A 23,882-nucleotide genomic window follows, 5' to 3' on the forward strand; every position below is an offset into this window, starting at 1 on the left:
GCTGGGCGGGTTGGGTCAGGAATGGTGGTTGGAGGCGAATTCGGTGGTGATGGCCTGGCGGGGGATGGCAGAGCGGCCGTCCAGCCCGGCACAGGATGCTGCGGCGGTGCGGCCGGCGAATGCGGCGGCGTCCACCAACGGCAGGCCTGCGGCGACGGCTGCGAGGAGCGCGCCGTGGTAGACATCGCCGGCGCCGAGGGTGGAAACGATGTCCGCCGGCGTGGCCGGTACGTGGACGGGACCCCCGCCGTGTTCCAGGACCCAGGCGCCGTCTGAGCCGGCGGTGGCCACGACGGCCGCGGCGCCGTCGTCGAGCGCTTTGCGCAGGAGGGCTCCGGGGGAGTGCCCGGCGCCGTACTCTGCCTGGAGCCTTTCCACGGTAGGTACGTAGAGTGCGATGCCGCGGGGGCTGAAGGATGGGATGGGATTGCCGGCGTCCACGCTGATGTTCAGCGATCCGGAGCGGGCACCTGCGACTGCATTCCATCCCAAGTGGTCGGCATGGACCCAGGCGGCGGATGCCAGCAGGTCGAAGAAGCGGCTGCCCGCAGGGAAGCTGACCGGCGGCACGGGCCTGGTGACGATGGCCCGGCTCTCGGTTGCCTTGCTGACGATGATCACGCTGGCGCCGGTCTTGACGCCGCGATCGCGGATCACGGCGGAGGTGTCCACGCCTTCGGCTTGCAGCCCGGAAATGATGCGGTCGCCTTCTTCGTCGGTGCCGAAGACGCCGGCGAAGGCGGTATCCGCCCCCGCCCGTGCTGCTGCGACGGCTGCCGTGGCTGCAGGGCCGCCGCCCGCCGTCGCGAAATCCGTGGCCACGGTCCGGCTGTCCGCAGCGGGGTAATCCTGCACCAGGGCAATGGAGTCAAGAGTGGCGCAGCCTACGAAGAGCAGGGGTCCAGTTGACGGTTGGGGCACGTTCCACCTCGTTGTAGTTCCGGCTGGTATTGAAGAAATATACACACGCTATGTTGGAAAAACAACACTTTCTGTATAGTTGTGTTTGGGATGCAACGCCGCACCCCCCACTCAACGTAGAGAAACGGAGCAGCTCATGTCATTGCCTACTGCGGAATCTGTCCGGACCATCCGGTACGGACTCATCGGGGCAGGCCACATGGCCCGCGAACATGTCAGGAACCTCGCCTTGATCCCCGGGAGCCGGATCACCGCAGTGTCAGACCCCACGCCGTCATCCCTCGACGAGACTGCCAAGGAAATCGGCTACGACGTGCAACTCTTCACCTCCCACCAGGAACTGCTGGCCTCGGGAATGGTTGACGCGCTGGTGATTGCCAGCCCCAACGACACCCACTTGGGCATCCTGAAGGACATCTTCGCCAGCGGCACCAACCTCCCGGTCCTGGTCGAAAAGCCCGTATGCACCAGCGCAGAACAGGCGGACGAGCTCGAAGTCCTCGCCGCGGGCTACCCGGCACCGGTGTGGGTTGCCATGGAGTACCGGTACATGCCGCCGGTCCAGGAGGTTATCCAGGCGGCACACACCGGAAAGCTTGGGAACATCTACATGCTTTCCATCGTGGAACACCGCTTCCCGTTCCTGCACAAGGTGGATTCCTGGAACCGCTTCGCCGAGCGGACGGGCGGCACCCTGGTGGAGAAGTGCTGCCACTTCTTCGACCTGATGCGCCTGATCCTCCAGGACGAGCCCGTCCGGATTTACGCCAGCGGCGGCCACGACGTCAACCATATGGACGAGGTGTACGACGGCAAGGTCCCGGACATGGTGGACAACGCCTACGTCATCGTCGATTTCAAGGGAGGCCGGCGAGCCATGCTGGAGCTGTCCATGTTCGCCGAAGGGTCCAAGTTCCAGGAGCGGATCTCCATCGTGGGCGACGCCGCCAAGATCGAAACCCTCATCCCGGTGGCGGCCAACCACTGGATCCCCGGCGACGAAGCCGAGGCGACCGTGGAATTCAGCCCCCGGTCCCCGCTGGGCCCCCTGAAGCATGACGTGCCGGTGGATGAGGCGGTCCTCGCCGCCGGCGCCCACCACGGCTCCACGTACTACGAGCACCTTGGATACCGGAAGGCAATCCTGGGCGAAGGCCCCGTAGAGGTGACTGTTGCCGACGGCCTGCAGTCCGTGCGGATGGGCCTGGCAGCGGAACGTTCTATTACGGAAGGACGCCCCGTGGAGCTCGCGAATGCGGCTTCCGGGGTACGTTCATAAGAAGATTTGTGTTGGAAGTCCAACACGCCGCCAGGCTCTGCCCGGCGCATTGGGGAGGGATAAGCAGCTTATGAGCACAGCACATGGAGAGGCGCCGCTGACGCCGCGCCAGCGCACCATCCTCGATGAGTTGGGACGGAAAGGCTTCATTTCCACGAACGACCTCGCGGGGACGTTCGCAGTCTCCGACATGACCGTGCGGCGGGACACCCGGGTGCTGGCCAAGCGGGGCCTGGCCCGGGTGGTCCACGGCGGGGTCAGTGCCGTGGACGGGCACGGCCAGAACGCCGACTTCGCCGCCCGGGTCCGGGAGGACGCAGACGCCAAGCTCCGGGTCGCACGGGCCTGTGTGTCGATGATCAGCGAACGGGACGCCATCATCCTTGACGCCGGTACCACCACGTACCAGATCGCCCAGGAACTGCCCACGTCCTTCAGGGGGACCATCATCACGCACTCGGCCCCGGCCATCCAGCGCTGCCTGCAGCTGACCGAGGCGCGCACCATCTGCCTCGGCGGGGAACTGTTGCTGGACAGCCAGGCGTTCAACGGTCCCATGACCGTGAGCGCGGCTGCAGGTTTGCGCGCCAAAACGGCGTTCATCGGGGTGACCGGCATCCACGATGAGGCCTTCTACATCGAACGCGACGTGGAGCGCGCCACTAAGATCGCCCTTATGAATTCGGCGGAACAGGTAGTGGTGGTGGCAACCCACCAGAAGATGCTCAGGTACGCGCTGGCGCGGCTGGCAGCATTTGATGCGGTGGACATCCTGGTGACGGATGCCCCACCGCCGCAGGAAATCGAGGATGCCCTGGGCGCCGCCAACGTCAAGCTGATGGTCGCCGCATGAGCGCCCGGCTGCGCGTCTGCCTGCCCGCCCAAGACCTGCTGGACGCACTCGCCCCGGTGGACGGCGTCGAGTTTGTGCTCTGGGACCTCGCGGGCCCGGCCCCCGAGGGCCGGCTGGACCTCCTGGTGCCGCCCTACATGGGCAAGCCGTCCGCGCTCGCCGCGCTGGAAGGCGTGGACGTTGGCCTGGTGCAGAGCCAGTCCATCGGGTACGACGGCGTAGCGGGCATCCTGCCCGGCGGTGTCACCTTTGCCAACGCGGCCGGAGTCCATGAGACCTCGACGGCGGAGCTCGCCGTGGGCATGATGATCGCGTCCCAGCGAGGCATCCCGGACTTTGTCCGGAACCAGGACAACAGCACATGGGACAACAGCCAGCGCCCCAGCCTGGCGGACCGGCGCGTCCTGCTGGTGGGTTACGGGGGAGTCGGCAAGGCCATCGAGGCCCGGCTCCTCCCGTTCGAAGCCGAGGTCACCCGGATGGCCAGCCGTTCACGCGAGGACGGTGGCGGAACCATCCACGGGATCGACTCTCTCTACGAACAGCTGCCGTTGCACGAGATCGTAGTGGTCAGTGTTCCCCTCAACGGGCAAACAGAGCACCTTGTGGACGCCAAGTTCCTCGCCGCCATGCCGAACGGCGCCCTGCTGGTGAACGTGGCCCGCGGCCCTGTGGCCAACACCGACGCGCTGCTGGCCGAGACTGCAACCGGCAGGCTCCGCGCCGCCCTGGACGTCACGGATCCGGAACCGCTGCCCGCCGGCCACCCGCTGTGGACCACCCCCGGAGTGCTCATCACTCCGCACGTGGGCGGCGCCAGCTCGGCCATGTTCCCCCGCATGGTTCGCCTGGTCAGGAAGCAGATCGGACTGCTGCTCGAGGGCCGCGAACCCGTCAACGTGGTCCTCCCTTAACGCCGGCGGCCTGCGGCCCTATGCTTGGCCCATGTCTACTTTCGAAGTCCGCCGCAGCGCGGTCATCCCTGCCTCCGCCGAGGAGATCTTTCCGCTGGTGAACAACTTCCACGAATGGACCGCCTGGTCCCCCTGGGAGGCGGTCGATCCGGGCATGAGCCGCCGCTACTTCGGCAGCGAATCAGGGGCCGGCGCAGGCTATGAGTGGAACGGGAACCGCAAGGCCGGCAGCGGAACCATGGAGATCGTGGAGTCGGTGCCTCCGAGCCGCATAGGGATCCGGCTGCAATTCACCAAGCCGTTCAAGGCCCTGAACCCCACGACGTTCACGTTCAGCCCGGCTCCTGGCGGCACCGAGGTGACGTGGCTGATGACCGGGGAGAACAAAGGGTTCGGTAAGGTCTTTGCCCTGTTCATGAACATGGACAAGCTGGTGGGCGGCGACTTTGAGCGCGGCCTCGCGGCGCTCGCAGCCACGGTCGCCGCCCGGAAGAGCTGATCGCTCCATGGGCGTCGTGGATGATGCCCTGGCCGCGACGGATGAACCGGGCCGCGGCTGCCTCCGGCATGTGGTGGAGATTGCCCGGTCCGTGGCCCCGGACGCCACCGAGGGCATGAGCTACGGGATGCCGGCCCTCAAGGTCGACGGCAAGCCGCTGGTGGCTGCCGTGGCCGCGGCCAAGCACCTTTCGATCTTTCCATTCTCCTCGGCCGTGGTGGAGGCGGTGGCCGGACGCCTGGAGGGCTACTCGCTGTCCAAGGGAACCATCCGCTTCAGCGCAGCCAGGCCGGTGCCGGACGACGTCGTAGCGGACATCGTCAGGCTGCGGCTGGCGGAAATCCGGAAGTGAAACCCTGCAGTTGAGGACGTCGGTTGGTTCCGCAACGGGAGGGTCTCTGCGAAAATTATCCAGTGACTTTACTTAAGCGGACAACCTCTTTGCCGGCTGATGGACCTCCGCGGTTTGCTGACCCCCGCCGTACGGGAGCCCTGCTTGGCCTTGGGGGTGCATGCCTCTTCGTGTTCTCCTACACGTCAGGGTTTGCGGACCTATTGTCCGGCGCCGCGCGCGTCCTGGTCCTCGGGGCGGTGGGCGCCAGCCTGTGGTTCCTCTTCGCCAGGCCACGTTTCCTGGGACCCTTCGTGCCACCCCGCGGCAGACACATTGCGGTCTATGTCCTGTGCGTGGTGGCTGAATTCGCGCTGATAGCGGCCGGTAGTTCATTGCTTGACGCCCGAGGTGCGCTGGTGCTGCGTCCGGCGCTGATCGCACTGGTGGTCGGCCTCCATTTCGTGCCGTTCGCGTGGGCCTTCAAGGAGCCCATGTTCTACCTTCTGGGCGGACTGCTCGCAGCGATTGGCGGTATTGGGCTGCTGAGCGGGACGGAACCGGGCGCGGCGTCGGCGGCGGCGACCGCCGGAGTGGCCATGGCGCTGGTCCTGCTTGCCTACAGCCTCGGAGCCTTCTCCAAGCTTCGGCGGGCAGGAACGCCTGCGAAGCGGTGAGGAACGCTGTGGCAGGACCAAAGGACCTGCCGGCCCGTCCACGGCGGCGCCTATCCTGAACCCATGCCTGACACCTTCGCATCCCTGGTGGACACCTTCAAGAACATGGGCGTGGCCCGCGCCTACGGCACGACGGTCACTCTCGGCGGGGAGGAGATCGTGCCCGTGGCGCTGGTCTCCTTCGGCTTCGGTGGCGGCATGGAATCGGAGAAAGGTGCGTCAGGTGGAGGCGGCGGCGGGTTCGTCCTGCCCTTGGGGGTGTACCGGACAGTCAATGGCAGGGCGGCGTTCCGCCCCAACACCATCGCCGTCCTGGCATGCCTGGTTCCCCTGGTGGCCGTGGCAGGCAGGGCGGCCCGCAGGGCCATCTCGGCGGCCCGGAAATAGCTGCACTGCCGCTGCCCCACCCGCAATAAAACCCCTATTCCATGCGGGGACGAACAGTTCCATAATGGCCTCGTAGACTTCGGGAACCCCGTGCCGATGGCTTCTGCCACCGCGGATCAGGGAGCTCCAGGTGGCCGCCCCGGCATTCGGCGGGAAGGACGGCCACGAGGCCCGGCGGGGGACGGCCGGGCCGATTCGGGGGAGAGCATCGCCATCAGGAAAAGTGGCAAGGAGAGTTGTTGTCATGCTCAAAGATCTGGAAGTCATGGCTGTATTGCCGGCAAAGGACATTGACCGGGCACGGGAGTTCTACCGGGACAAGCTGGGTTTGGAGCCCGAGCGGACCATGAGTGACGGCGGGCTCGTGTACCGGTGCGGGAAGGGTACCGCGTTCCTGATTTACCAAACGGACAACGCAGGCTCGGCCAAGAACACGCAGATAGGGTGGGGAACCGATGACGTACGGCGCGACGTCGAGGAACTGCGCGGCCGGGGCGTCGTTTTCGAGGAGTACGACATGCCCGGACTGAAGACAGAGAACGGCATCGCCTCGATGGAGGGAATGGGCGACGCCGCCTGGTTCCTGGACAGTGAGGGCAACATTCTGAACATTTCATCGCTGCCCCGTTGAACGCCGCGGCCCGCTGTCGCAGGCCCGGCACATTAAGGACGACGCCGGCACCCGCCGCCGGAAGCACCTGCACCCGGGTGCCCCGGCAGGGGCAGGGCCGGCGCCGCCGCAGATTGAGGTTGTGGGAAGGGGCGCGATGAGCGTCGAGGAGGTGGCACCGAAGACCGCTGGCGTCTCGGTGGAGTTGCTGGCTGCGGTCGACCTTGCCGGCGAGATCGACGGGATGGAGGGCGCCAGTTGCGGATGCGGATGGTGACCATCGAGCCCGGTGGAGTGTTCGGCCCCCTCCATGACCATGCAGGCCGGCCTGGCACTGTCTATGTCCTCTCGGGGATCATCACCGACCACCGGGACGGGGTTGCCACGGAGTACGGGCCGGGCGTGGGCTGGCCGGAGGACCGGAACACCCTGCACTGGCTGGAGAACCGGGGAGTGGTGCCGGCGGTCGAAATCTCGGTGGATATCATCGGCGCGCCCATGCCGTAAAGCTTGTCCGGGCTTTGCCGCAGGTGCCGGGATCGGCCGTACCCGCCCACCCGACTCTCAGACGGCCGGTTCCCGCCTGCCCAGCGCCATCCGGAGCGCGCCGCGGAAAGTAATCCGGTTCCGCCTGCTCACCGCCACCACCGCCGCGATTCCGGCCAGGAGCACCACGATGCCGCCGGAGGCGACCGACCAGCGTGCACCGTACTGGCTGCCTATCCACCCCACCAGGGGCGAACCCAGCGCGGTGCCGCCTTGCAGCACTGCCAGGTACAGCGCCAGGACGCGGCCACGGAACGGGGCTTCCACGGAGAGCTGGATGCTGGTGTTGCAGCTGTTCAGGAAAGTGATGGACGCCAGGCCCACCGGAACCAGGATGGCTGCGTACGTCCAGAACGATGGCGCCAGGCTGCCGAGGATCGTGAAGAAGCCCAGCCCCAACGCGCCGCCCAGGAGGAAGCGCAGCCGGGGGCCGGACCGGCGCGCGGCCAGGAGGGCGCCGGCGAGCGTACCTACCGCCATGATCGAGCCGAGGAGCCCGAATTCACTGGGCCCCATGCTGAACTCGGTGGTGGCCATCAGCGAGTTGATGACCGGGAAGTTCATGCCGAACGCGCCCAGGATACCCACCAGGACCATGATCAACATCAGATCCGGACGGCGGCGCACATACCGGACGCCCTCCACCACCTGGTGCTTGTTGCGTTGGCCTGCCACGGGGGCCGGCTGGGTGATGCGGATCCGGAACAGCGAGACCAGGACGGCGGCGAAGCTGGCAGCGTTGAGCAGGAACACCGGGCCGGTGCCCACCCAAGCGATGAGGACGCCGGCGATTGCGGGGCCGGTAAGCCGGGCGGTATTGAAGGACGCCGAGTTCAAGGCCACTGCATTGGAGATGTTGTCCTGGCCAACCAGTTCCGACACGAAGGCCTGGCGGGCGGGGGCATCCACGGCGCTGGCAACTCCCAGGCAGAACGCAGCCACGTAGGCGTGCCACAACTGGGCGGTGCCGGTGACCACGAGCAGGCCGATGGCCAAGCCGGTGAAGCCCATGGCCAGCTGCGTCCACATCAGGATGATGCGCTTGCGGTACCGGTCCGCCAGCACTCCGCCGTACGGGCCGAACAGCAGCATGGGCAGGAACTGCAGGCCGGTGGTGAGGCCCACCGCGGCACCGGAGTGGTCCGTAAGGACGGTCAGGACCAGCCAGTCCTGTGCCACCCGCTGCATCCAGGTGCCGATGTTGGACACGATCGCGCCGCCGGCCCAGATGCGGTAGTTGGGGTTTTCGAGGGCCCGGAACATGGCACTCATTTGGCGCTCATTTCCTGCATGATGCGGGCCGCGCGGCTCAGTGTGAGCCGGTCGTCCTCGCTGAGCCCTGCCACGCGCCGGGCCAGCCAAGCGGTCCGCTGCCGGCGTGCTTCCTCGAGGACCGTCCTGCCGGCGTCGGTGATGTCCACGCGAACCTGGCGGCCGTCGTCGGGATGGGCGGACCTGGTGACGAATCCTTGGTCGGCGAGGGCGTTGACGATCCTGGTCATGGACGGGGCCTGGACGTGTTCGCTCTCTGCCAGTGCGCGCAGCGTGCTGGGACCGCTGCCGTTGAGCAGGGCCAGGACGGTGTACTGGCCAGGGGTGATGATGTCGCCGGTTGCTTCGACGCGGAGCCGGCGGGACGTGCGCATCACGGCGGTGCGCAGGTCGATGGCGAGGGTGTCCGGGGCGGTGGGGTCTGCTGTGGCCTGGGGTTTGGTGTGGGCGGGTGACATGTAAGCGGGTGCGCCTCCTGCTGCGGTTATTTAGCACTGCTAATTAGTTCTGCTAACTAGTATGCCGCTCATGGTTGCCCATGGCAACGGTCCAGTGTGTGGTTTTGCTGACAGGCTCGGGCAGAATGGGAGCCGTGACTGGGCGCAGAACCGACAAGAACCGCAAACCCGCGCGGCCGTGGAAGATAAGGCTGAACCTGGCGGTCACCGTCCTGGTCCTTTGCCTGGGGCCCATCATGATCGGTGCGGGCAGCTTCATGATCAACGCGGACGAAGAACTCGCGCGCACTGGAGCGCGGGCAACCGGAACGATCGTCCACTTTGACGATGTCACCAAGGCATCCCAGCGCAGGATCCGGGTTGACTTCACGACGCCGGACGGATCGGCCCACCGGACGTTCGCGGCCGTGGACCACGACCAGCACCCTGTGGTGGGAACCGATGTTCCTGTGATCTATGCCGAAGATGATCCTGGCCGGGCGATCATTCCGGGCTATGAAAGTGGCGGAGAGTGGTTCCGTGGTGCCGGCGTGGTCCTGACAGCGCTCTTCGGTGGAATTGGAACCCTGGCCGTCGTCCTGATGGGAGTGGGGGCCCTGCGCGGCTTCCTTCGGAGGCGCGCCACACGGCGCGTGGTGTGAGCCGGGGCGCAGGTCTGGCCGCCCAGGCGCCACGGGCGTAGGCTCTGACGCACCATGACTGAACATCAGCCCTATGAACTGATCCGCCGGTATCCACATTTCGAGCTCCGTTGGTATCCGGCTTACGTCGTGGCTGAGGTCAAGGTCAGGGCGGACTTTGACCGGGCCGGAAACGCGGCGTTCCGCTACCTGTTCAATTACATCAGCGGCAACAACTCCGCCCGCCGCAAGCTGGCCATGACTGCGCCCGTCATCCAGGAGCCTGGTTCCCCGCAGAAGCTGGCCATGACGGCTCCCGTGCTGCAGCAGGGGCCGTTGCCGGGAGCCCGTGGGCCGGCGGAGTTCGTGGTGGGATTCGTGCTCCCGGCCGGCGTCACGGCCGACACGGCCCCGGCTCCCGCCGACCCCAGGGTGACGGTGCGCGCCGTTCCGGCCTCCCTTTCCGCTGCCCTCAGCTTCACGGGCGGCGGCTCCGCTTCTTCCTTCGAGCGGCATACCGCGGGGCTCCAAGCGGCACTGAAAGTTGCCGGGCTGACGCCGGTCGGCGCTCCGCGATACGCGCGCTTCGACCCGCCCTTCAAGCCCTGGTTCCTGCGACGCAATGAAGTGCTGCAGGACATCAAAGAGCCAGGATAGCGGGCGCCGGACCACTGCCTGCCGCTGGCGGAGGAGGGCGTTCGCGCCCACCGGGGGTGGCCGGCCTGGATCGTGCGGTCCCAGGCTGGCTGTTGATACTGGCGTTGGCGCTGCGAAACCTGCCACGCCGGTCGTACAAGCAGGTCCGATAGTTTCTTCCAACCCTGGAAAATACGGAACTTGGCCTGCGCCTGGACCGACTTTTTCCGGACGGGGGCCTTCTGTATGCATCCATGTTAGCGTTCGCATCCGCGGCAATGCGGAGAATGGAGTGCGCTCCTACTTTCACTTACCTGTTGTTATTGCTGAAAGTTTACGATAGTTTCTCTGTGTGATGCAGGTCGCACTGGTGGGGAACCCGCGGCCAACATGCCAACCAAAGGACAATGATGACCAGCGAGCAACGCACCCATACACCCGAACACCGGCTTAAGCGCCTGCATGACCGTCTTGGCGGCATCGCCTACGGAGGGGATTACAACCCCGAGCAGTGGCCGCGCGAGGTGTGGGACGAGGACGTCCGCCTCATGAAGGAAGCGGGGGTCAACCTGGTTACCCTGGCCGTTTTCTCCTGGAGCAGGCTCGAAACGGCGGACGGCATCTACGACTTCAGCTGGCTGGACGAGATCATGGACCTGCTGCACGCCAACGGCATCGGCGTGGACCTGGCCACTCCGGACGCTGTCCCGCCGGCCTGGCTGATCGCCCGGCACCCAGACATCCTTCCGGTCCTGGCTGATGGCAGCACCTTCGGCTTCGGCTCCCGCCAGCACTTCGACGTCTCCCACCCCGCCTACCGGGCAAAGTCCCTGGCGATGGCGGAAAAGATGGGGGAGCGGTACGCCGCCCACCCCGCCCTGTGCATGTGGCACGTCAACAACGAGTACGGCCCCGTCTCCTACGGCCCGCACGCCGACCGCGCCTTCCGGGAATGGCTCCAAGACAAGTACGGCAGCCTGGAGGAATTGAACCGGGCCTGGAGCACCGACGTGTGGGGCCAGGTCTACTCCGACTGGGCCCAGGTCAATGCACCTGCCCAGCCCCGCACCTGGTCCAACCCGTCCCGCCGGCTCGATTACCACCGGTTCACCTCGGACAGCATGCTGGCGCACTACAAGGCCGAACGGGACATCCTGCGCCGCCATACGCCGGAACTGCCCGTTGTTACCAACTTCATGCGCTTCTACAAGAACAACGACTACTGGGCCTGGGCCGCCGAGGAAGATGCCGCCGCACTGGACATCTATCCGGACCCTCGCGAATCCGACGCGCACGTTGCCGCCGCCCTCAACTTCGACCTCATGCGCTCACTGCGGAAGGGCCAGCCCTGGCTGGTCATGGAACAAGCCACCGCAGCCGTCAGCCAATGGTCCGTCAACGTCTCCAAACTGCCCGGCAAAATGCGTTTAGGCTCCTACCAGGCGATCGCCCAGGGAGCCGATTCCATCCTCTTCTTCCAGTGGCGCCAGGCCAGGGGAGGCACCGAACGCTTCCACTCCGGCATGGTCAACCATGCCGGCCCCAACACGCGGGTGTTCCGGGAGGTCTGCGAACTGGGCCGGGAGCTCAAGCACCTCTCCGGAATCACCGGCACCCGCTCCACCGCCAAGGTGGCGCTGGTCTTTGACTGGGACTGCTGGTGGGCCCTGGAACTGGGCAACTCGCCCCGCTCGGACCTGAGCTACGCGCAGGAAGTCCTCCGCCTTTACCGGCCCTTCTTTGACGCCAACATCACCGTGGACTTCGTGGACACCACCAGCGACCTTCACCAGTACAGCCTGGTGGTCCTTCCCGCCACCTACCTGCTTACCGACGACGCCGCACAGCGCTACGAGGACTACGTCGCCGGCGGCGGCCGGCTGGTGGCCAGCTACCTCTCCGGCATTGTGGACCAGGACAACACGATCCGGCTCGGCGGCTACCCTGGCGCCCTCCGCAACGTCCTGGGCGCGTGGAGCGAGGAGATGCACCCGCTGGCCGGGGAGGGCGAGGCCGTCAAGCTTTCAACGGCCGACGGCGGCACGGCCTCAGCGGATTACTGGACCGAACACCTGCACGCCACCTCGGCGGAGGTGCTGGCCCGCTACGCCTCGGGCAGGCTGGCCGGGTCGCCGGCCGTCACCCGCAACAGTTTCGGCTGCGGCACCGCCGTCTACCTCTCGGCGAGGGTGGACGGCACCTACCTGGAGGAACTGCTCGACGCCGAACGGACCGCTGCGGGGATCCGCCCCGAACTGGACGCGCCGCTGGGAGTGCAGGTGCGCCGTCGTGCCGGCAACGGACGCAGCTACCTGCTGGTCCTCAACCACAACGACGCACCGGCCCGGGTGGATGTTGGGGCGGGCGGCACGGACGTGCTCACCGGCACCCGAATCACGGGTGCAGTGGAACTGGCCGCCAACGGGGTCCTGGTCCTGGAAGAGGCAGCTGGCGAACACGCCCGCACATACGCAGAAGCCGGCCGGTAGGAGGCAACATGGCCACGCAATTGGAAGTACCTCCCGGAGCGGTCACCACACAGCCGCCCGGCCGCAAGGACAAACCACGGAACAAGCCCGGCGGCTGGAAGCTCGCCATCAAGCGCGACTGGCGGCTCTACACGCTGGTGCTGCTGCCGCTGGCCTACTTCGCCATCTTCCGCTACCTGCCCATGGCCGGCAACGTGATCGCGTTCCGGCAGTTCCAGCCCGGCGGCAGCATCTTCGGCGAGAAATGGGTGGGACTGAAGTACGTCACCCTGTTCATCAACGATCCCAGTTTCTGGCAGGCCTTCCAGAACACCATCATCCTGGGCGTGCTGACACTCCTGTTCTGCTTCCCCATGCCCATCATCTTCGCGCTGATGCTGAACGAGCTGCGCTCGCAGAAGTTCAAGAAATTCGTCCAGACGGTGGCGTACCTGCCGCACTTCATGTCAGTGGTGATCATCGCCGGCATGATCCTGCAGAACTTCTCCATGACCGGTACGGTGAACCAGATCGCCAGTGCGGTCTTCGGAAGCACGGTGAACTTCACCCAGGACGCCGCCTGGTTCCGGCCCATGTACATCAGCTCCGAGGTGTGGCAGACCATGGGCTGGGGCGCCATCCTGTACCTGGCCGCCCTCACCAGGGTCGACGAGTCGCTGTATGAGGCCGCCCGGATCGACGGCGCCAACCGGTGGCAACAGACCTGGCATGTGACCCTCCCGGCCATCCGGCCCACCATCATTACGCTGCTGATCCTGAACATCGGCACGTTCATGGCCGTGGGCTTCGAGAAGATCCTGCTGATTTACAACCCGCTCAACTACCAGACCTCGGACGTCATCTCCACCTACCTGTACCGGGTGGGCCTGGAATCGTCCAACTTCAGCTACGCGGCCGCGATCGGCATGTTCGAATCCGTCATCGGCCTCACGCTGATCCTCTCCGCGAACGCCATCTCCAAACGGCTCGCCGGAACGAGCCTGTGGTGAAAGGGGCCATCGTGAAAGGGACAACCGTGAAGGAAACCGCAGTGCAAAAGCCCACGGCGGACACCGGTGTGCTGGTCAAGGACATGAAGGTCTCCCGCAGCATGCGGGTGTTCCGCGTGGCCAACCTGGTGTTCCTGCTGGTGGTGGTCTTCCTGACCATGTACCCGTTCCTGAACATCCTGGCGCAGAGCTTCTCCAGCGAAGGGTTCATCAACGCCGGGCAGGTCAACCTTTTCCCGCTGGGGTTCAACACCCAGACCTACCAGCTGATCCTGGCGGACTCGGTGTTCTGGCGGAATTACGGCAACACCGTCCTGTACACGGTGGTGGCCACCGCGATCTCGATGGTCCTGACCACCAGCTTCGCGTACGCGATCGCCAAGAAGGACCTCAAGGGACGCAGCGTGTTCATCGGCATCGCCGTGTTCACCATGTTCTTCAACGGCGGCCTGATCCCCAACTACGTGCTCATCACGTCGCTGGGCATGCGGGACACCCTGTGGGCCGTGGTGCTGCCCAACGCCATCAGTGTCTTCAACCTGCTGATCATGAAGTCGTTCTTCGAAAACATGCCCCGGGAACTGGAGGAGGCGGCCGCCATCGACGGCCTCACCCAGTACGGCGTCCTGTTCAAGGTGGTGCTGCCGCTGAGTAAGGCCATCGTGGCCACCATGGTGCTCTTCTACGCCGTGGCCAACTGGAACTCCTGGTTCCAGGCGTTCCTTTACCTGGACAACCCGGACCTGTTCCCGGTAACCATCTACCTCCGCAACATGATTGCCGGCGTCACCACCGCGGGTTCGGCCGGCGGCACGGCAGAGAACGTGGGCCAGATCGCCGCCAACATCCAGTCGGTGACCATCGTGCTCACCATCATCCCCATCCTGTGCGTCTACCCGTTCGTCCAGAAGTACTTCTTTTCGGGCGTCATGCTCGGCTCCGTCAAGGAATAACCCGTTATGAAAGGAAAACCCATGATCCGCAGACGAGATTTCCTCGGCCTGTCCGCGCTCGCAGCCTTCGGCCTGGTGATGGCCGGGTGCGACTCGGATTCCGGCAGCAAGGTGGACACCTCCAAGGCCCGCAACGGTGCGATGGACAGCTTCGGGGTGGGGGACACGTTCAAGGCGACGACGCCGCTGAGCTTCACGTTCCTCTTCAGCGACCAGCCCACCTACCCGTACAAGAAGGACTGGCTGCTCTTCACCAAGATGGGCAGCGACAACAACGTCACGCTGCAGCCCACCATCGTCCCCAGCAGCGACTACGAGCAAAAGCGGAGCCTCCTGATCAGCTCCGGCAGCGCACCCGAGATCATCGCCAAGACCTACCCGGGCCAGGAGAGCGCGTATGTGTCCTCCGGTGCGGTTCTCCCGGTCAGCGACTACGTGGACCTCATGCCCCACTACCAGGACAAAATCAAGAAATGGAAGCTGGAACCTGAAATCGCAGGACTCACCCAGGAGGACGGGAAGTACTACGTCCTGCCTGGCCTGCACGAGGAGCTCTGGCCGGACTACACGCTCGCGTTCCGCACCGACGTGCTGGAAAAGGAAGGCATTGCCGAGCCCAAGAGCTGGGACGAGTTCCGCGAGGTGCTCCGCAAGCTCAAGAAGTCCCATCCCGACGTCGTGCCCTTCTCCGACCGGTTCAATGGCAACAGCGTGCTGAACATTGCCGGCACCGCGTTCGGCACGGTGGCAGGCTGGGGCCTGGTGGACGGCTTGACGTTCGACGACGGCAAGAAGCAATTCGCCTTCGGCTCGGCCAGCAGCCAGTTCAAGGACCTGGTCACCTACTTCAACTCGCTGGTGTCCGAGGGCCTGATGGACCCGGAAAGCTTCACCCAGACCGACGATTCCGCCATCCAGAAGTTCACGTCCGGCAAGTCGTTCGTGATCAGCGCCAACTCGCAGAACATCATCACCTACCGCACGTCCATGGAGCAGTCACTGGGCAAGGGCAACTTCGCGGTCCGCAAGATCACCGTCCCCGGCGGCCCGGCCGGTGACCTGATCGGTGGTTCGCGGCTGGAGAACGGCATCATGCTGAACTCATCGGTGAAGGACAAAGACAGCTTCGTGGCGCTGATGCAGTACATCGACTGGCTGTTCTACAGCGACGCCGGCCAGGAATTCTCCAAGTGGGGCGTCCAGGGCACCACCTACACCAAGGAAGGCAGCAAGCGCGTCCTGGCCAAGGACATCAACTTCCAGGGCCTGAACCCGGCAGGCACCAAGGACCTGCGCGTGGACTACGGCTTCTCCGGTGGCAATTTCTCCTATGGCGGCACCACGGACTTGCTGCAGTCCACCTTCAACGACGAGGAGCTGGCGTTCCAAAAGGCCATGAAGAGCAAGACGCCCAAGCCGGTGGCGCCGCCCGTGCCGTTCAGCGACACGGACCGCGAACAGGCCACGCTGGTGCTCACGCCGCTCAAGGACCACGTCAAGCAGAACACCCTGAAGTTCATTACCGGCCAGCGGCCCCTCTCCGAGTTCGACGCCTACGTCAAGGAGCTGGACAGCAAGGGCATGGGCAAGTATGTAGATTTGGCCAACAAGGCGTACAAGGCCTACGCGGACAAGAAGTAGGCGGACGACGGCGGCAGCCTGCCTGCCGCGGCAACCGAAAGGCAGTTGGTGGTTCAGAAGAAAGCGGAGTACGGTGCCGGCCCCCTCTTCAGGGCGGCCGGCACCGTGGCGGGCGTGATGACGGGCTCGGCCCTGCTGGTGCTGGCCAACGTACTGCTGCCGGCGGCACTGGTGGCGGCCCCGTTCGCAGGGGCCTGGCTGGTCCTGCCGGCGCTCATTCCGGCCGGTCCGGCGCTGGTGGCGTGCATCTATGCGTTCAACCGGATGCTCACGGGGCATGAGGGACAGGTGTACCAGGACTTCATCCGCGGCTACCGGATGAATGCCGGCCAGGCCCTGCAGGTGTGGCTGCCGTACCTGCTGGTCCTGGCCGTCATCGCGGTGAACCTCGCCGGACTGCCGTCGCTCGGACCCGCAGCACCGGCGCTCCGGCCGGCGTTGCTGGTCCTCGCGCTGCTCGTGGCCACAGCGGGCTTGAACGCGCTGCTGCTGTTGTCCCGGTTCTCGTTCCGGACCCGGGACGTGTACCGGCTTTCCCTGTACAGCTTCAGCGCCCGGAAGCGGGTCTCCTTGGGCAACGCCGGCATCCTGTTCGTCACCGCCACCCTCCTGCTGATGACCACCACCTACCTGCTGCCGCTGCTCGCCGGGACCGTGGTGTTCCTGGTGTGCCTGAACTCCCGCCCGCTGTTGGCGCTGGTTGAGGAGAAATTCACTGTCGCCTGACCCCGTCAGTTTGTGCGGGACGCGGCTGACCCAATGGCTTTGGCGAGGTCGCGGGGACGGCTCCACATGGGCCAGTGCCCCGTTGGGAGGTCGATGACGTCGAGGTGTTCGACGTGCGCGACTTCTGCAAACATGGCATGCCCGGCGCGGGCGAGCTCCAGCACCTGCGCGCTCGGGATCGAACAGCACACCAGGGTGGTCCGGACCTTGTGGCGGGCATCGTTCCTGAGCTCGACGGCCTGACGAAGCACAGGCCCGGGTTCAGGGACGGCCCGGGCCCGAAAACGCTCGAGGACTTCCGGGCTCAGGCCCTCGAGGCTCGCCTGCTGTGCGAGGACATCGAAGGGCGGCAGCGGAAGCTCCGCCAACTCTTCCGGGATGCCCGCGCCGAAGGCGCTTCCCGGTGCCACAGGGCCGGAGTCGACCCACACCACTCGATGGACAAGTTCGGGGGTGTCGGTCAAGGACGAGGCTGACGGGGGCGTTTGCCCCGCTGTGGGCGACGAGGATGGCGGGCTGGTCCGCAGAGGCCCCGAGCCGGCTGATGACGTCCAGGACCGCTGCGGCCTGGTCGTCGAGGGTTTTTGCCGCACGCCCGGGATCGTCCACGTCGAGACCGGGCAGCGTCATCGCGACTGCGCGGGAGTGGTCGGTTGCCAGGTGTTCCAGCACTTCGTCCCACGCCCAGGCGCCCAGCCAGTGGCCGGCGATGAGAACAATGGGACGGCTTGAAGTAGTTGTCATGCCAATACCCTCGCAGGCGTATCGGACAAGGGTATGTCACTATTTATGTCATGAATTTGCCAGGGCCTGAACGGTGAAGCGGGTCGAACGGCTCCATGCCCTCTCCGAGATGTTGCGCCGCAGCGGCAGGCGGGGGATTTCCGCCGAACGGCTGGCTGCAGCGTTTGAGGTATCCGTTCGCACCATCAAGCGGGACCTCGATGCGTTGGAGAACAGCGGCGCGCCGGTATGGTCCCGGCCGGGTCCGGGCGGTGGCTACGGTTTGGCTGGAGGTGCGTCCCTGCCTCCCGTCAGCCTGTCACCGGCCCAGGCCGTGGCGCTCATGGCAGCGGTGTCCGCTGCGCCTGATGCCCCCTACGCCGATCTGGCGGCAGCAGGTGTCCGGAAGATCATGGATGTCCTCGATCCCAAAACCCGGGCACAAGCGGACGAACTGGCCCACCGCGTCTGGGTCAACGCGCTTCCCGCCTCGTCCCGCGCCATCAAATCCGCACTGGAGGAGGCGATGGCCGAGCAGCGCGTGATCCGCCTCCGCTACACGGCGGGGGACGGGACCGCCACCACCCGCGACGTCGAGCCGGTGCTGTTCGCCGCCACCAACGGCCAGTGGTACCTGGTTGGGTGGTGCCGGCTGCGCGACGCAATGCGGTGGTTCACCGTCTCGCGCATCGAGCGGGCCGTCGTCACCAAGACGGCCTGCGGCGGCCATGGCATCCATGAGGTTGGGGAACCCCCGGCTAACGCCAGGCCAGTGCACGGCCGGGGATGACATGTCCGGTCGGCACGGCTAAAGCGGGGTTACCGTTACCGGTGTCAGCATCTCCCGGTCAAAGCCCACCTCGCGGCGGTCGCCGTGCAGGATGAGTTCGTGGGTGTGGAGGTCCCGGCTGCTGGAGGTCGAAACATGCAGCTTCACCAAGCCCGGGGTCACCACCCGCTTCAGGTCCACCCCGGTAAAGGAGGTCCGGTCCGCGTGCACCGCGAACTCCACCCGGGCCGCGGCGCCGGCCGCAAGGTCAACCCGGACGTAGCCAATCAGTTCACGGACAGGCCGCACCACTTCGCCCACCGGGTCCTCGAGGTACAGCTGCACCACTTCCGCCCCGTCAACCGGGCCGGTATTGGCCACCGAGCATCCCACGGTGACGGAGCCCGCCGTCGTCATCGTGGGCCCGCTGGCCGTGTGGCAGGAAAAGTCGAAGGTCGTGTAGGACAGGCCGTGCCCGAAACCGAACAGCGGTGAGGGGTCCAGTGCGCTGACGCCGGACGGCCCGGCCAGGCGGCTGTGCAGGTAGGTGCCCGGTTGTCCGCCGGAGGTCCGCGGCACGGAAACCGGCAGCTTGCCGGACGGAGTCACGGCTCCGGTCAGGACGTCCCACAGCGCCTCGGCGCCCTCCTCGCCCGGGAAGAACCCCTGCACGATCGCTCCGGCCCTGGCCGCGAAGTCGCCCAGCGCGTAAGGCCGGCCGCTGAGGACCACCACGATGGTGCGGGTGCCGGCGGCCTCGGCAGCCGTGAGGACCTGGTCCAGCATGCGGTGCTGGTCACCGGGGAGCCGCAGGTCGGCAGCGTCGTTGCCTTCGCCGGAGGTGCCCCGGCCAAAGAGGCCCGCATTGTCACCCACTACGATCACGCAGGTGTCTACCGCTGAGGCAATCCGGCAGGCTTCCAGGACCTGCGTGTCGCTGATGGCCTCGCACGTTCCGGTGGCGGCGGTCCGGATCCGGCCAAACCGCTCGGCGGCTGCACCGGCCACAGTCGGAACCCGGATGCCCATGGGCACCTCGGGATGCGATGCGCCGACGTGGGCGTCAAAGGAATAGCAGCCCAGCATGGCGAACGGGTCCTGCGCCAGCGGCCCCACGACGCCCACCGACGCCAAAGCCGCCGCCGGCAGCGGCAGGCTTGGCCCGTCGTCGTGCGCCCTGTTGGTCAGCAGCACCAGGGACTGCGTGGCGATCTCCCGGGCCAGCGCCCGGTGGGCCGCAGGGTCAAGGTCGATGGCGCCGGCAGCCAGGGCCGGGGGAGCTGGGTCGAAGTCCGGCGAGAGCAGCCCGGCTTCCTGCTTTTGCCGGAGCACCCGCAGGAGTGCGGTGTCCACCAGGGATTCGGGGACCTCCCCGGAGCGCACGCGCTCAAGCAGGGGCAGGCCGTAGCAGTTCACCGTTGGCAGTTCCACGTCCACGCCCGCTGCCAACGCCAGGGCTGCAGCCTCTCCGGAATCGGCGGCGATGCCATGCGTGGCGTTGAGGAAGGCGATGCCGAAGTAGTCCGCCACCACGGTCCCGGCGAAGCCCCACTCGTCCCGGAGCAGGGAGGTCAGCAGGGCACGGTTTGCCGCGGCGGGAATACCGTCGGTGTCCGTGTAGGCGTGCATCACGGAACGGGCGCCGCCGTCCTTGATGGCCAGTTCGAACGGCGGCAGCATGACGTCCGCGAGTTCCCGGGGGCCCATGGAGACGGGCGCGTGGTTCCGTCCGGCGCGTGAGGCGGAGTAGCCCACGAAGTGCTTGAGGGTGGCAATGATCCCTTCGGCTTCCAGCCCTTTGACGTAGGAGCTTGCCACGGTGCCCACGAGGTAGGGGTCCTCGCCAATGGTTTCTTCCACCCTGCCCCAGCGGAGGTCCCGCACCACATCCAGTACCGGCGCGAGGCCCTGGTGGACGCCCAGTTGCCTCATCTGGCCGCCGATCAAGCCGGCCATCCGGCGCACCAGCGCCGGGTTGAAGGTGGCGCCCCAGGCCAGCGGTACAGGGAAGGCGGTCGCTTTCCAGGCGGCCAGCCCGGCCAGGCATTCCTCGTGCACCTGCGCGGGGATCCGGAACCGTGAGGCGGCCATGATCTGCTCCTGCGCAGCGGCCAGCCGGCGCGCCCCCTCAAGTGGTTCCAGCGGAACCGTGCCGTACATCCGGGTGATCTGGCCGAGGCCCGCAGAAATCACGTCGTCCCAGGAACGGGCGTCGCCTGCCATTTCGTTCTGCAACGGGGCAACAGAGTCGCCTTCAGTGGAAGCATTTACCCACACGCCCACCAGCTGGGCCAGTTTTTCCTCAAGGGTCATCTGCCGCACCAGCTCCTCGAGGGACAGGTGTCCGACGGCGGAAGGCGGCTCGACGCCCGCCGCGGGTGAGGGGAGGGCTTGCTTTTCGGCGGCACCGCTGGTCACGGACGTCTCCTAGGATCGGACGATGTTTCTAAGAAAGTATCAGAAACTTATGTTTAGTTTCTAGATCGAAACCCCTTGACTCTGGAATCAAAATCTTCCTACGGTTGAAAACAAAGCCTTGGACACGTAGCTGCAGCGAGCATCCGAAACTTCGAAGAGAGCATAGAAAGTTTCTTGAGGAGCATCGGCGATGCAGGGTCACCCGGCCGGTGCAATGCCGGGTGGTCCGGCATCATCACGGCAACCGCTTCGGGGCACGCTTCTGGGCAACGACTTCACTGCAACGACGGAGAGAACATGCGCACCTACAAAGTGGCCATTGTGGGCACCGGCGGGATCGCCGCGGTCCACGCGGACAACCTGGCACGGACAGGCGGGCGCGCCGAGCTCGTCGCAGCCTGCGACGTGGACCAGGGCCGGCTGGACTCCTTTGCGGAGAAGCACGGCATTCCCGGCACATACCTCACGGTGGCCGAACTGCTCGCGGGGGCCCAGCCGGACATCGTGCACCTGTGCACCCCGCCCATGCTGCACATCGACCAAGCCATCGAATGCCTTGAAGCCGGGGTGCATGTGCTCTCGGAGAAGCCCCCGGCACTGAGCCTGGCGGACTTCGACCGGCTGGAGAAAGCCCAGGCCAAAGGCGGCGCCCAGTTCTCCTGCGTGTTCCAGCACCGGTTTGGGGATGCCGCCGCGGCCGCCCGGGAACTGATCGGGGGCGCCGGGTTCGGCCGCCCGCTGGTGGCCCGCTGCGATACCCTCTGGTACCGGCCGGACAGCTACTGGGACCTGCCCTGGCGCGGCACGTGGAACGCCGAGGGTGGCGGCCCCACCATGGGCCACGGCATCCACCAATTCGATCTCCTCCTGCACCTGCTGGGACCGTGGGAGGAAGTCACCGCGATAGCAGGCCGGCAGGCACGTGCCACGTCCACCGAAGACCTGTCCGCCGCGCTGGTCCGGTTCCGCAACGGCGCCGTGGCCACCATCGTCAACTCGTTGCTCTCGCCCCGGGAGACCTCGGACATCCGGATCGACTGCGAGTTCGCCACCGTGGAACTGAGCCACCTTTACGGCTACGCCACGGACAACTGGACCGTTACCGGCGCACCAGGCCACGAAGACGGGGTCCGCACCGAGTGGCGCAGCCGGCCGCTGGAACGCGGCAGCGGACACTCCGCCCAGTTCCTGGCCATGTACCAAGCGCTCGACGCCGGGCTTCCGCTGCCCGCCGGCGCAGACTCCGCCCGGCAGACGCTTGAGCTCGCTGCCGCGATCTACGCCTCCGCCTTTACCGGCAGGGCCGTCCGCCGCGGCGAGATCGTCCCCGGCCACCCCTTCTACGGCGGGATGGACGGAGACGGGCTGGGCACCGCCGCCCTGGATGCCACGGCCCTCAACGAAACAGCTTTCGACGCCGCCCGCGCCTGACACCCCACACCCCACACCCCAAGGAGCCTCCCGCCATGACCACCGCCCCTGCAGCCGTCCACACAGTCCGGCTGGATGTCACCGACGACGGAGCAGCCCTCACGTTTACCGCCGACGGCAAGCCCATCGCCACCTATACCTACCGGCCCACCGACCCCCAATACGAGAGCCCCCGCCCGTTCTTCCATCCGCTGACCACCCTGGGCGGAGACGACGTGACCATTTCCCGGCCCTGGGACCACGTCTGGCACAAGGGGCTCTCCTGGGCGCTCCCGAACGTGGGCAGCCACAACTTCTGGGGCGGCGCCACCTACACACGCGCCACCGAGTACGCCAACCTGGACAACAACGGCGCCATGGCCCACACCGCCTTCACCGGGATCGAGCACTCCGGCGCAGGGATCACCGCATCGGAATCCCTCACCTGGACCTCGCAGGACGGTGACCCGGTCATTGCGGAGGACCGCCGGTTCAACGTCCAGTTGCTGGCGGACGGCGGTGCCGGCGACGAAACCGGAGGTGCCTACGCCATCCTCTTCGAAACCCGGATGGACAACATCTCCGGGGCAGAGATCCGGATCGGCAGCCCCACCACGGAAGGCCGCCACAACGCAGGCTACGGCGGTCTCTTCTGGCGCGGCCCACGGTCCTTTACCGGCGGCGAATTCCGCAACCAGGAAGGCGCCGGTACCGACGAATTCATGGGCACCCGATCGCCGTGGATCGCCTTTACCGGCAAGCACGACGTCAGTTGCCGGTCCTCCACCGTTGCCTTCGTGGAAGACGGTTCGAACCCCGGCGCACCGAACCAGTGGTTCGCGCGGTCCTCCATGTTCGCCTGCCTGGGTTCAGCACCCTTCTTCAGCGCCGAGGTCCCGCTCCGGGCAGGTGAGCCGCTGACGTACCGCTATGCGGTGGTGATCGCCGACGGCGGCGTGGACCAGGGCCGTGCCGCGGCGCTGGCGGCAGCCGCGCAAACCGCCCTTGGCAATTGGGCCTGAGTATGGGCTCAACGTTCCCGGGTGCTACCGGCCTGTCCGAGATCAGCATTTACGACTGGCCGGGGGCGGATGGCGCCGCCGGCGGATCGCCGCACGTGCACACCGCCTCCACCGAGGCGTATGTGGTGCTGGCGGGAGCGGGCCGGCTGGAGACCCTTGATTCACGAGGGTTCACCACCACTGCGCTGGAGCCCGGCGTGGTTCTCTGGTTCACCCCCGGTACAGTCCACCGCGCCATCAACGATTCGGGGGACCTGAAGATCCTGGTGGTCATGCAAAACGCAGGGCTGCCCGAACACGGGGACGCCGTGATGACCTTCCCGCCGGAGCACCTCACCGACCCGGCAGCGTACCGCCGCGCCGCGGTCCTGGAGCAGACTGATGCCGACACGGGACTGGTCGCAGCCGAGGAAGCCGCGCGCCGTCGTCGTGACCTGGCGCTGGAAGGCTACCTGGCGCTCAAGGACGCTGTCCTCGAATCCGGGCCGGCGGCGTTGGCGGGATTCCACGCCGCGGCCGCCCGGCTGGCGTCCGCCAGGGCCGGAGCCTGGGCCGGGCTTCTGGCAGCCGGCGCAGCCCGGCAGGCCGAGGTCACCCGGCGGCAACTGGTTTCTCTGGACACGGCGGAAAGTATCTATCTGGCGAACGCGCGAACTACGATGGGAAAACGGGAAAACCGCAGGATTTACGGCATGTGCGGCCGGATTCAGGCGTGGGAACTTTCCGATAACTAGCCCCG

General features: G+C 66.4%; 24 protein-coding genes and 1 pseudogene. 20 read left to right on the forward strand and 5 right to left on the reverse strand.

Annotated features, from left to right (window positions below):
- Positions 1-15 precede the first annotated feature (15 nt).
- A complete protein-coding gene (locus DC347_RS18330; protein ID WP_109863973.1) occupies positions 16-921 on the reverse strand; it encodes a carbohydrate kinase family protein in 906 nt (301 codons plus the stop codon).
- Between the two features lie 136 nt (positions 922-1,057).
- On the opposite strand from DC347_RS18330, the gene DC347_RS18335 reads away from it, so the two are divergent.
- From DC347_RS18335 to DC347_RS18375, 9 genes are all read left to right on the forward strand, one after another.
- Positions 1,058-2,200, forward strand: coding sequence for a Gfo/Idh/MocA family protein (locus DC347_RS18335; protein ID WP_018762268.1), 1,143 nt, complete (start codon positions 1,058-1,060; stop codon positions 2,198-2,200).
- 70 nt (positions 2,201-2,270) lie between these two features.
- Entirely contained in the window at positions 2,271-3,053 is a 783-nt protein-coding gene (locus DC347_RS18340; RefSeq protein WP_109863974.1) for a DeoR/GlpR family DNA-binding transcription regulator, read from the forward strand.
- Complete coding sequence (locus tag DC347_RS18345) at positions 3,050-3,967, forward strand: 2-hydroxyacid dehydrogenase (protein WP_109863975.1); 918 nt, start codon at positions 3,050-3,052, stop codon at positions 3,965-3,967. The genes DC347_RS18340 and DC347_RS18345 overlap by 4 nt, the downstream gene beginning before the upstream one ends.
- 31 nt (positions 3,968-3,998) lie before the next feature.
- Positions 3,999-4,466 (forward strand): SRPBCC family protein, encoded by a 468-nt coding sequence (locus DC347_RS18350; protein WP_109863976.1) that lies wholly within the window; start codon positions 3,999-4,001, stop codon positions 4,464-4,466.
- Positions 4,467-4,473: 7 nt separating this feature from the next.
- Complete coding sequence (locus DC347_RS18355) at positions 4,474-4,818, forward strand: iron chaperone (protein ID WP_018762272.1); 345 nt, start codon at positions 4,474-4,476, stop codon at positions 4,816-4,818.
- Between the two features lie 62 nt (positions 4,819-4,880).
- Positions 4,881-5,474, forward strand: a complete 594-nt coding sequence (locus DC347_RS18360; RefSeq protein WP_133247109.1) for a hypothetical protein — start codon at positions 4,881-4,883, stop codon at positions 5,472-5,474.
- 63 nt (positions 5,475-5,537) lie between these two features.
- Positions 5,538-5,861 (forward strand): hypothetical protein, encoded by a 324-nt coding sequence (locus DC347_RS18365; RefSeq protein WP_018762274.1) that lies wholly within the window; start codon positions 5,538-5,540, stop codon positions 5,859-5,861.
- A gap of 244 nt (positions 5,862-6,105) precedes the next feature.
- Positions 6,106-6,492, forward strand: coding sequence for a VOC family protein (locus DC347_RS18370; protein ID WP_018762275.1), 387 nt, complete (start codon positions 6,106-6,108; stop codon positions 6,490-6,492).
- Positions 6,493-6,741: 249 nt separating this feature from the next.
- Positions 6,742-6,978, forward strand: a complete 237-nt coding sequence (locus DC347_RS18375; RefSeq protein WP_240617856.1) for a cupin domain-containing protein — start codon at positions 6,742-6,744, stop codon at positions 6,976-6,978.
- Between the two features lie 57 nt (positions 6,979-7,035).
- Here the strand turns inward: DC347_RS18375 and DC347_RS18380 are convergent, their stop codons facing one another.
- The gene (locus tag DC347_RS18380) at positions 7,036-8,289 is read right to left on the reverse strand and encodes an MFS transporter (protein ID WP_109863977.1); all 1,254 of its coding nucleotides are present in this window, start codon (positions 8,287-8,289) and stop codon (positions 7,036-7,038) included.
- Positions 8,286-8,747 carry a MarR family winged helix-turn-helix transcriptional regulator gene (locus tag DC347_RS18385; protein ID WP_018762278.1) on the reverse strand — a complete coding sequence of 154 codons (462 nt, stop codon included), beginning with the start codon at positions 8,745-8,747 and terminating at the stop codon, positions 8,286-8,288. Before DC347_RS18385 ends, DC347_RS18380 begins: the two co-directional genes overlap by 4 nt.
- A gap of 134 nt (positions 8,748-8,881) precedes the next feature.
- Between DC347_RS18385 and DC347_RS18390 the strand changes: the two genes are divergently transcribed.
- The 7 genes from DC347_RS18390 to DC347_RS18420 all read left to right on the forward strand — a co-directional run bounded on the left by DC347_RS18390 (position 8,882) and on the right by DC347_RS18420 (position 16,801).
- Positions 8,882-9,388: a DUF3592 domain-containing protein gene (locus DC347_RS18390; RefSeq protein ID WP_109863992.1), complete on the forward strand. Its 507-nt coding sequence runs from the start codon at positions 8,882-8,884 to the stop codon at positions 9,386-9,388.
- 54 nt (positions 9,389-9,442) lie between these two features.
- Positions 9,443-10,024: a heme-binding protein gene (locus DC347_RS18395; protein ID WP_109863978.1), complete on the forward strand. Its 582-nt coding sequence runs from the start codon at positions 9,443-9,445 to the stop codon at positions 10,022-10,024.
- 389 nt (positions 10,025-10,413) lie between these two features.
- The gene (locus DC347_RS18400) at positions 10,414-12,492 is read left to right on the forward strand and encodes a beta-galactosidase (protein ID WP_109863979.1); all 2,079 of its coding nucleotides are present in this window, start codon (positions 10,414-10,416) and stop codon (positions 12,490-12,492) included.
- Between the two features lie 8 nt (positions 12,493-12,500).
- Entirely contained in the window at positions 12,501-13,481 is a 981-nt protein-coding gene (locus tag DC347_RS18405) for a sugar ABC transporter permease (RefSeq protein ID WP_109863980.1), read from the forward strand.
- Positions 13,482-13,564: 83 nt separating this feature from the next.
- Positions 13,565-14,434: a carbohydrate ABC transporter permease gene (locus tag DC347_RS18410; protein WP_026264722.1), complete on the forward strand. Its 870-nt coding sequence runs from the start codon at positions 13,565-13,567 to the stop codon at positions 14,432-14,434.
- Positions 14,435-14,440: 6 nt separating this feature from the next.
- Positions 14,441-16,075 carry an extracellular solute-binding protein gene (locus DC347_RS18415; RefSeq protein WP_109863981.1) on the forward strand — a complete coding sequence of 545 codons (1,635 nt, stop codon included), beginning with the start codon at positions 14,441-14,443 and terminating at the stop codon, positions 16,073-16,075.
- A 48-nt stretch (positions 16,076-16,123) separates the two neighbouring features.
- Positions 16,124-16,801 (forward strand): DUF624 domain-containing protein, encoded by a 678-nt coding sequence (locus DC347_RS18420; RefSeq protein WP_109863982.1) that lies wholly within the window; start codon positions 16,124-16,126, stop codon positions 16,799-16,801.
- Between the two features lie 5 nt (positions 16,802-16,806).
- Here DC347_RS18420 and DC347_RS18425 read toward each other — a convergent pair.
- A pseudogene (locus DC347_RS18425) lies at positions 16,807-17,545 on the reverse strand (alpha/beta fold hydrolase).
- 73 nt (positions 17,546-17,618) lie between these two features.
- Between DC347_RS18425 and DC347_RS18430 the strand changes: the two are divergent.
- Positions 17,619-18,314, forward strand: coding sequence for a YafY family protein (locus DC347_RS18430; RefSeq protein ID WP_109863983.1), 696 nt, complete (start codon positions 17,619-17,621; stop codon positions 18,312-18,314).
- A gap of 18 nt (positions 18,315-18,332) precedes the next feature.
- On the opposite strand, the gene DC347_RS18435 is transcribed toward DC347_RS18430, so the two are convergent.
- Positions 18,333-20,711, reverse strand: coding sequence for a glycoside hydrolase family 3 N-terminal domain-containing protein (locus DC347_RS18435; RefSeq protein WP_109863984.1), 2,379 nt, complete (start codon positions 20,709-20,711; stop codon positions 18,333-18,335).
- Positions 20,712-21,008: 297 nt separating this feature from the next.
- Between DC347_RS18435 and DC347_RS18440 the strand changes: the two genes are divergently transcribed.
- From DC347_RS18440 to DC347_RS18450, 3 genes are read left to right on the forward strand one after another with little or no spacing between them, the layout of a single operon-like run.
- On the forward strand, positions 21,009-22,142 hold the full coding sequence (locus tag DC347_RS18440) for a Gfo/Idh/MocA family protein (RefSeq protein WP_109863985.1): 1,134 nt from the start codon (positions 21,009-21,011) through the stop codon (positions 22,140-22,142).
- 35 nt (positions 22,143-22,177) lie between these two features.
- Entirely contained in the window at positions 22,178-23,143 is a 966-nt protein-coding gene (locus DC347_RS18445) for a PmoA family protein (protein ID WP_109863986.1), read from the forward strand.
- Between the two features lie 2 nt (positions 23,144-23,145).
- Entirely contained in the window at positions 23,146-23,877 is a 732-nt protein-coding gene (locus tag DC347_RS18450; protein ID WP_109863987.1) for a cupin domain-containing protein, read from the forward strand.
- Positions 23,878-23,882: the final 5 nt, after the last annotated feature.

Source organism: Pseudarthrobacter sp. AG30 (assembly GCF_003116525.1).
Taxonomy (GTDB): Bacteria; Actinomycetota; Actinomycetes; order Actinomycetales; family Micrococcaceae; genus Arthrobacter.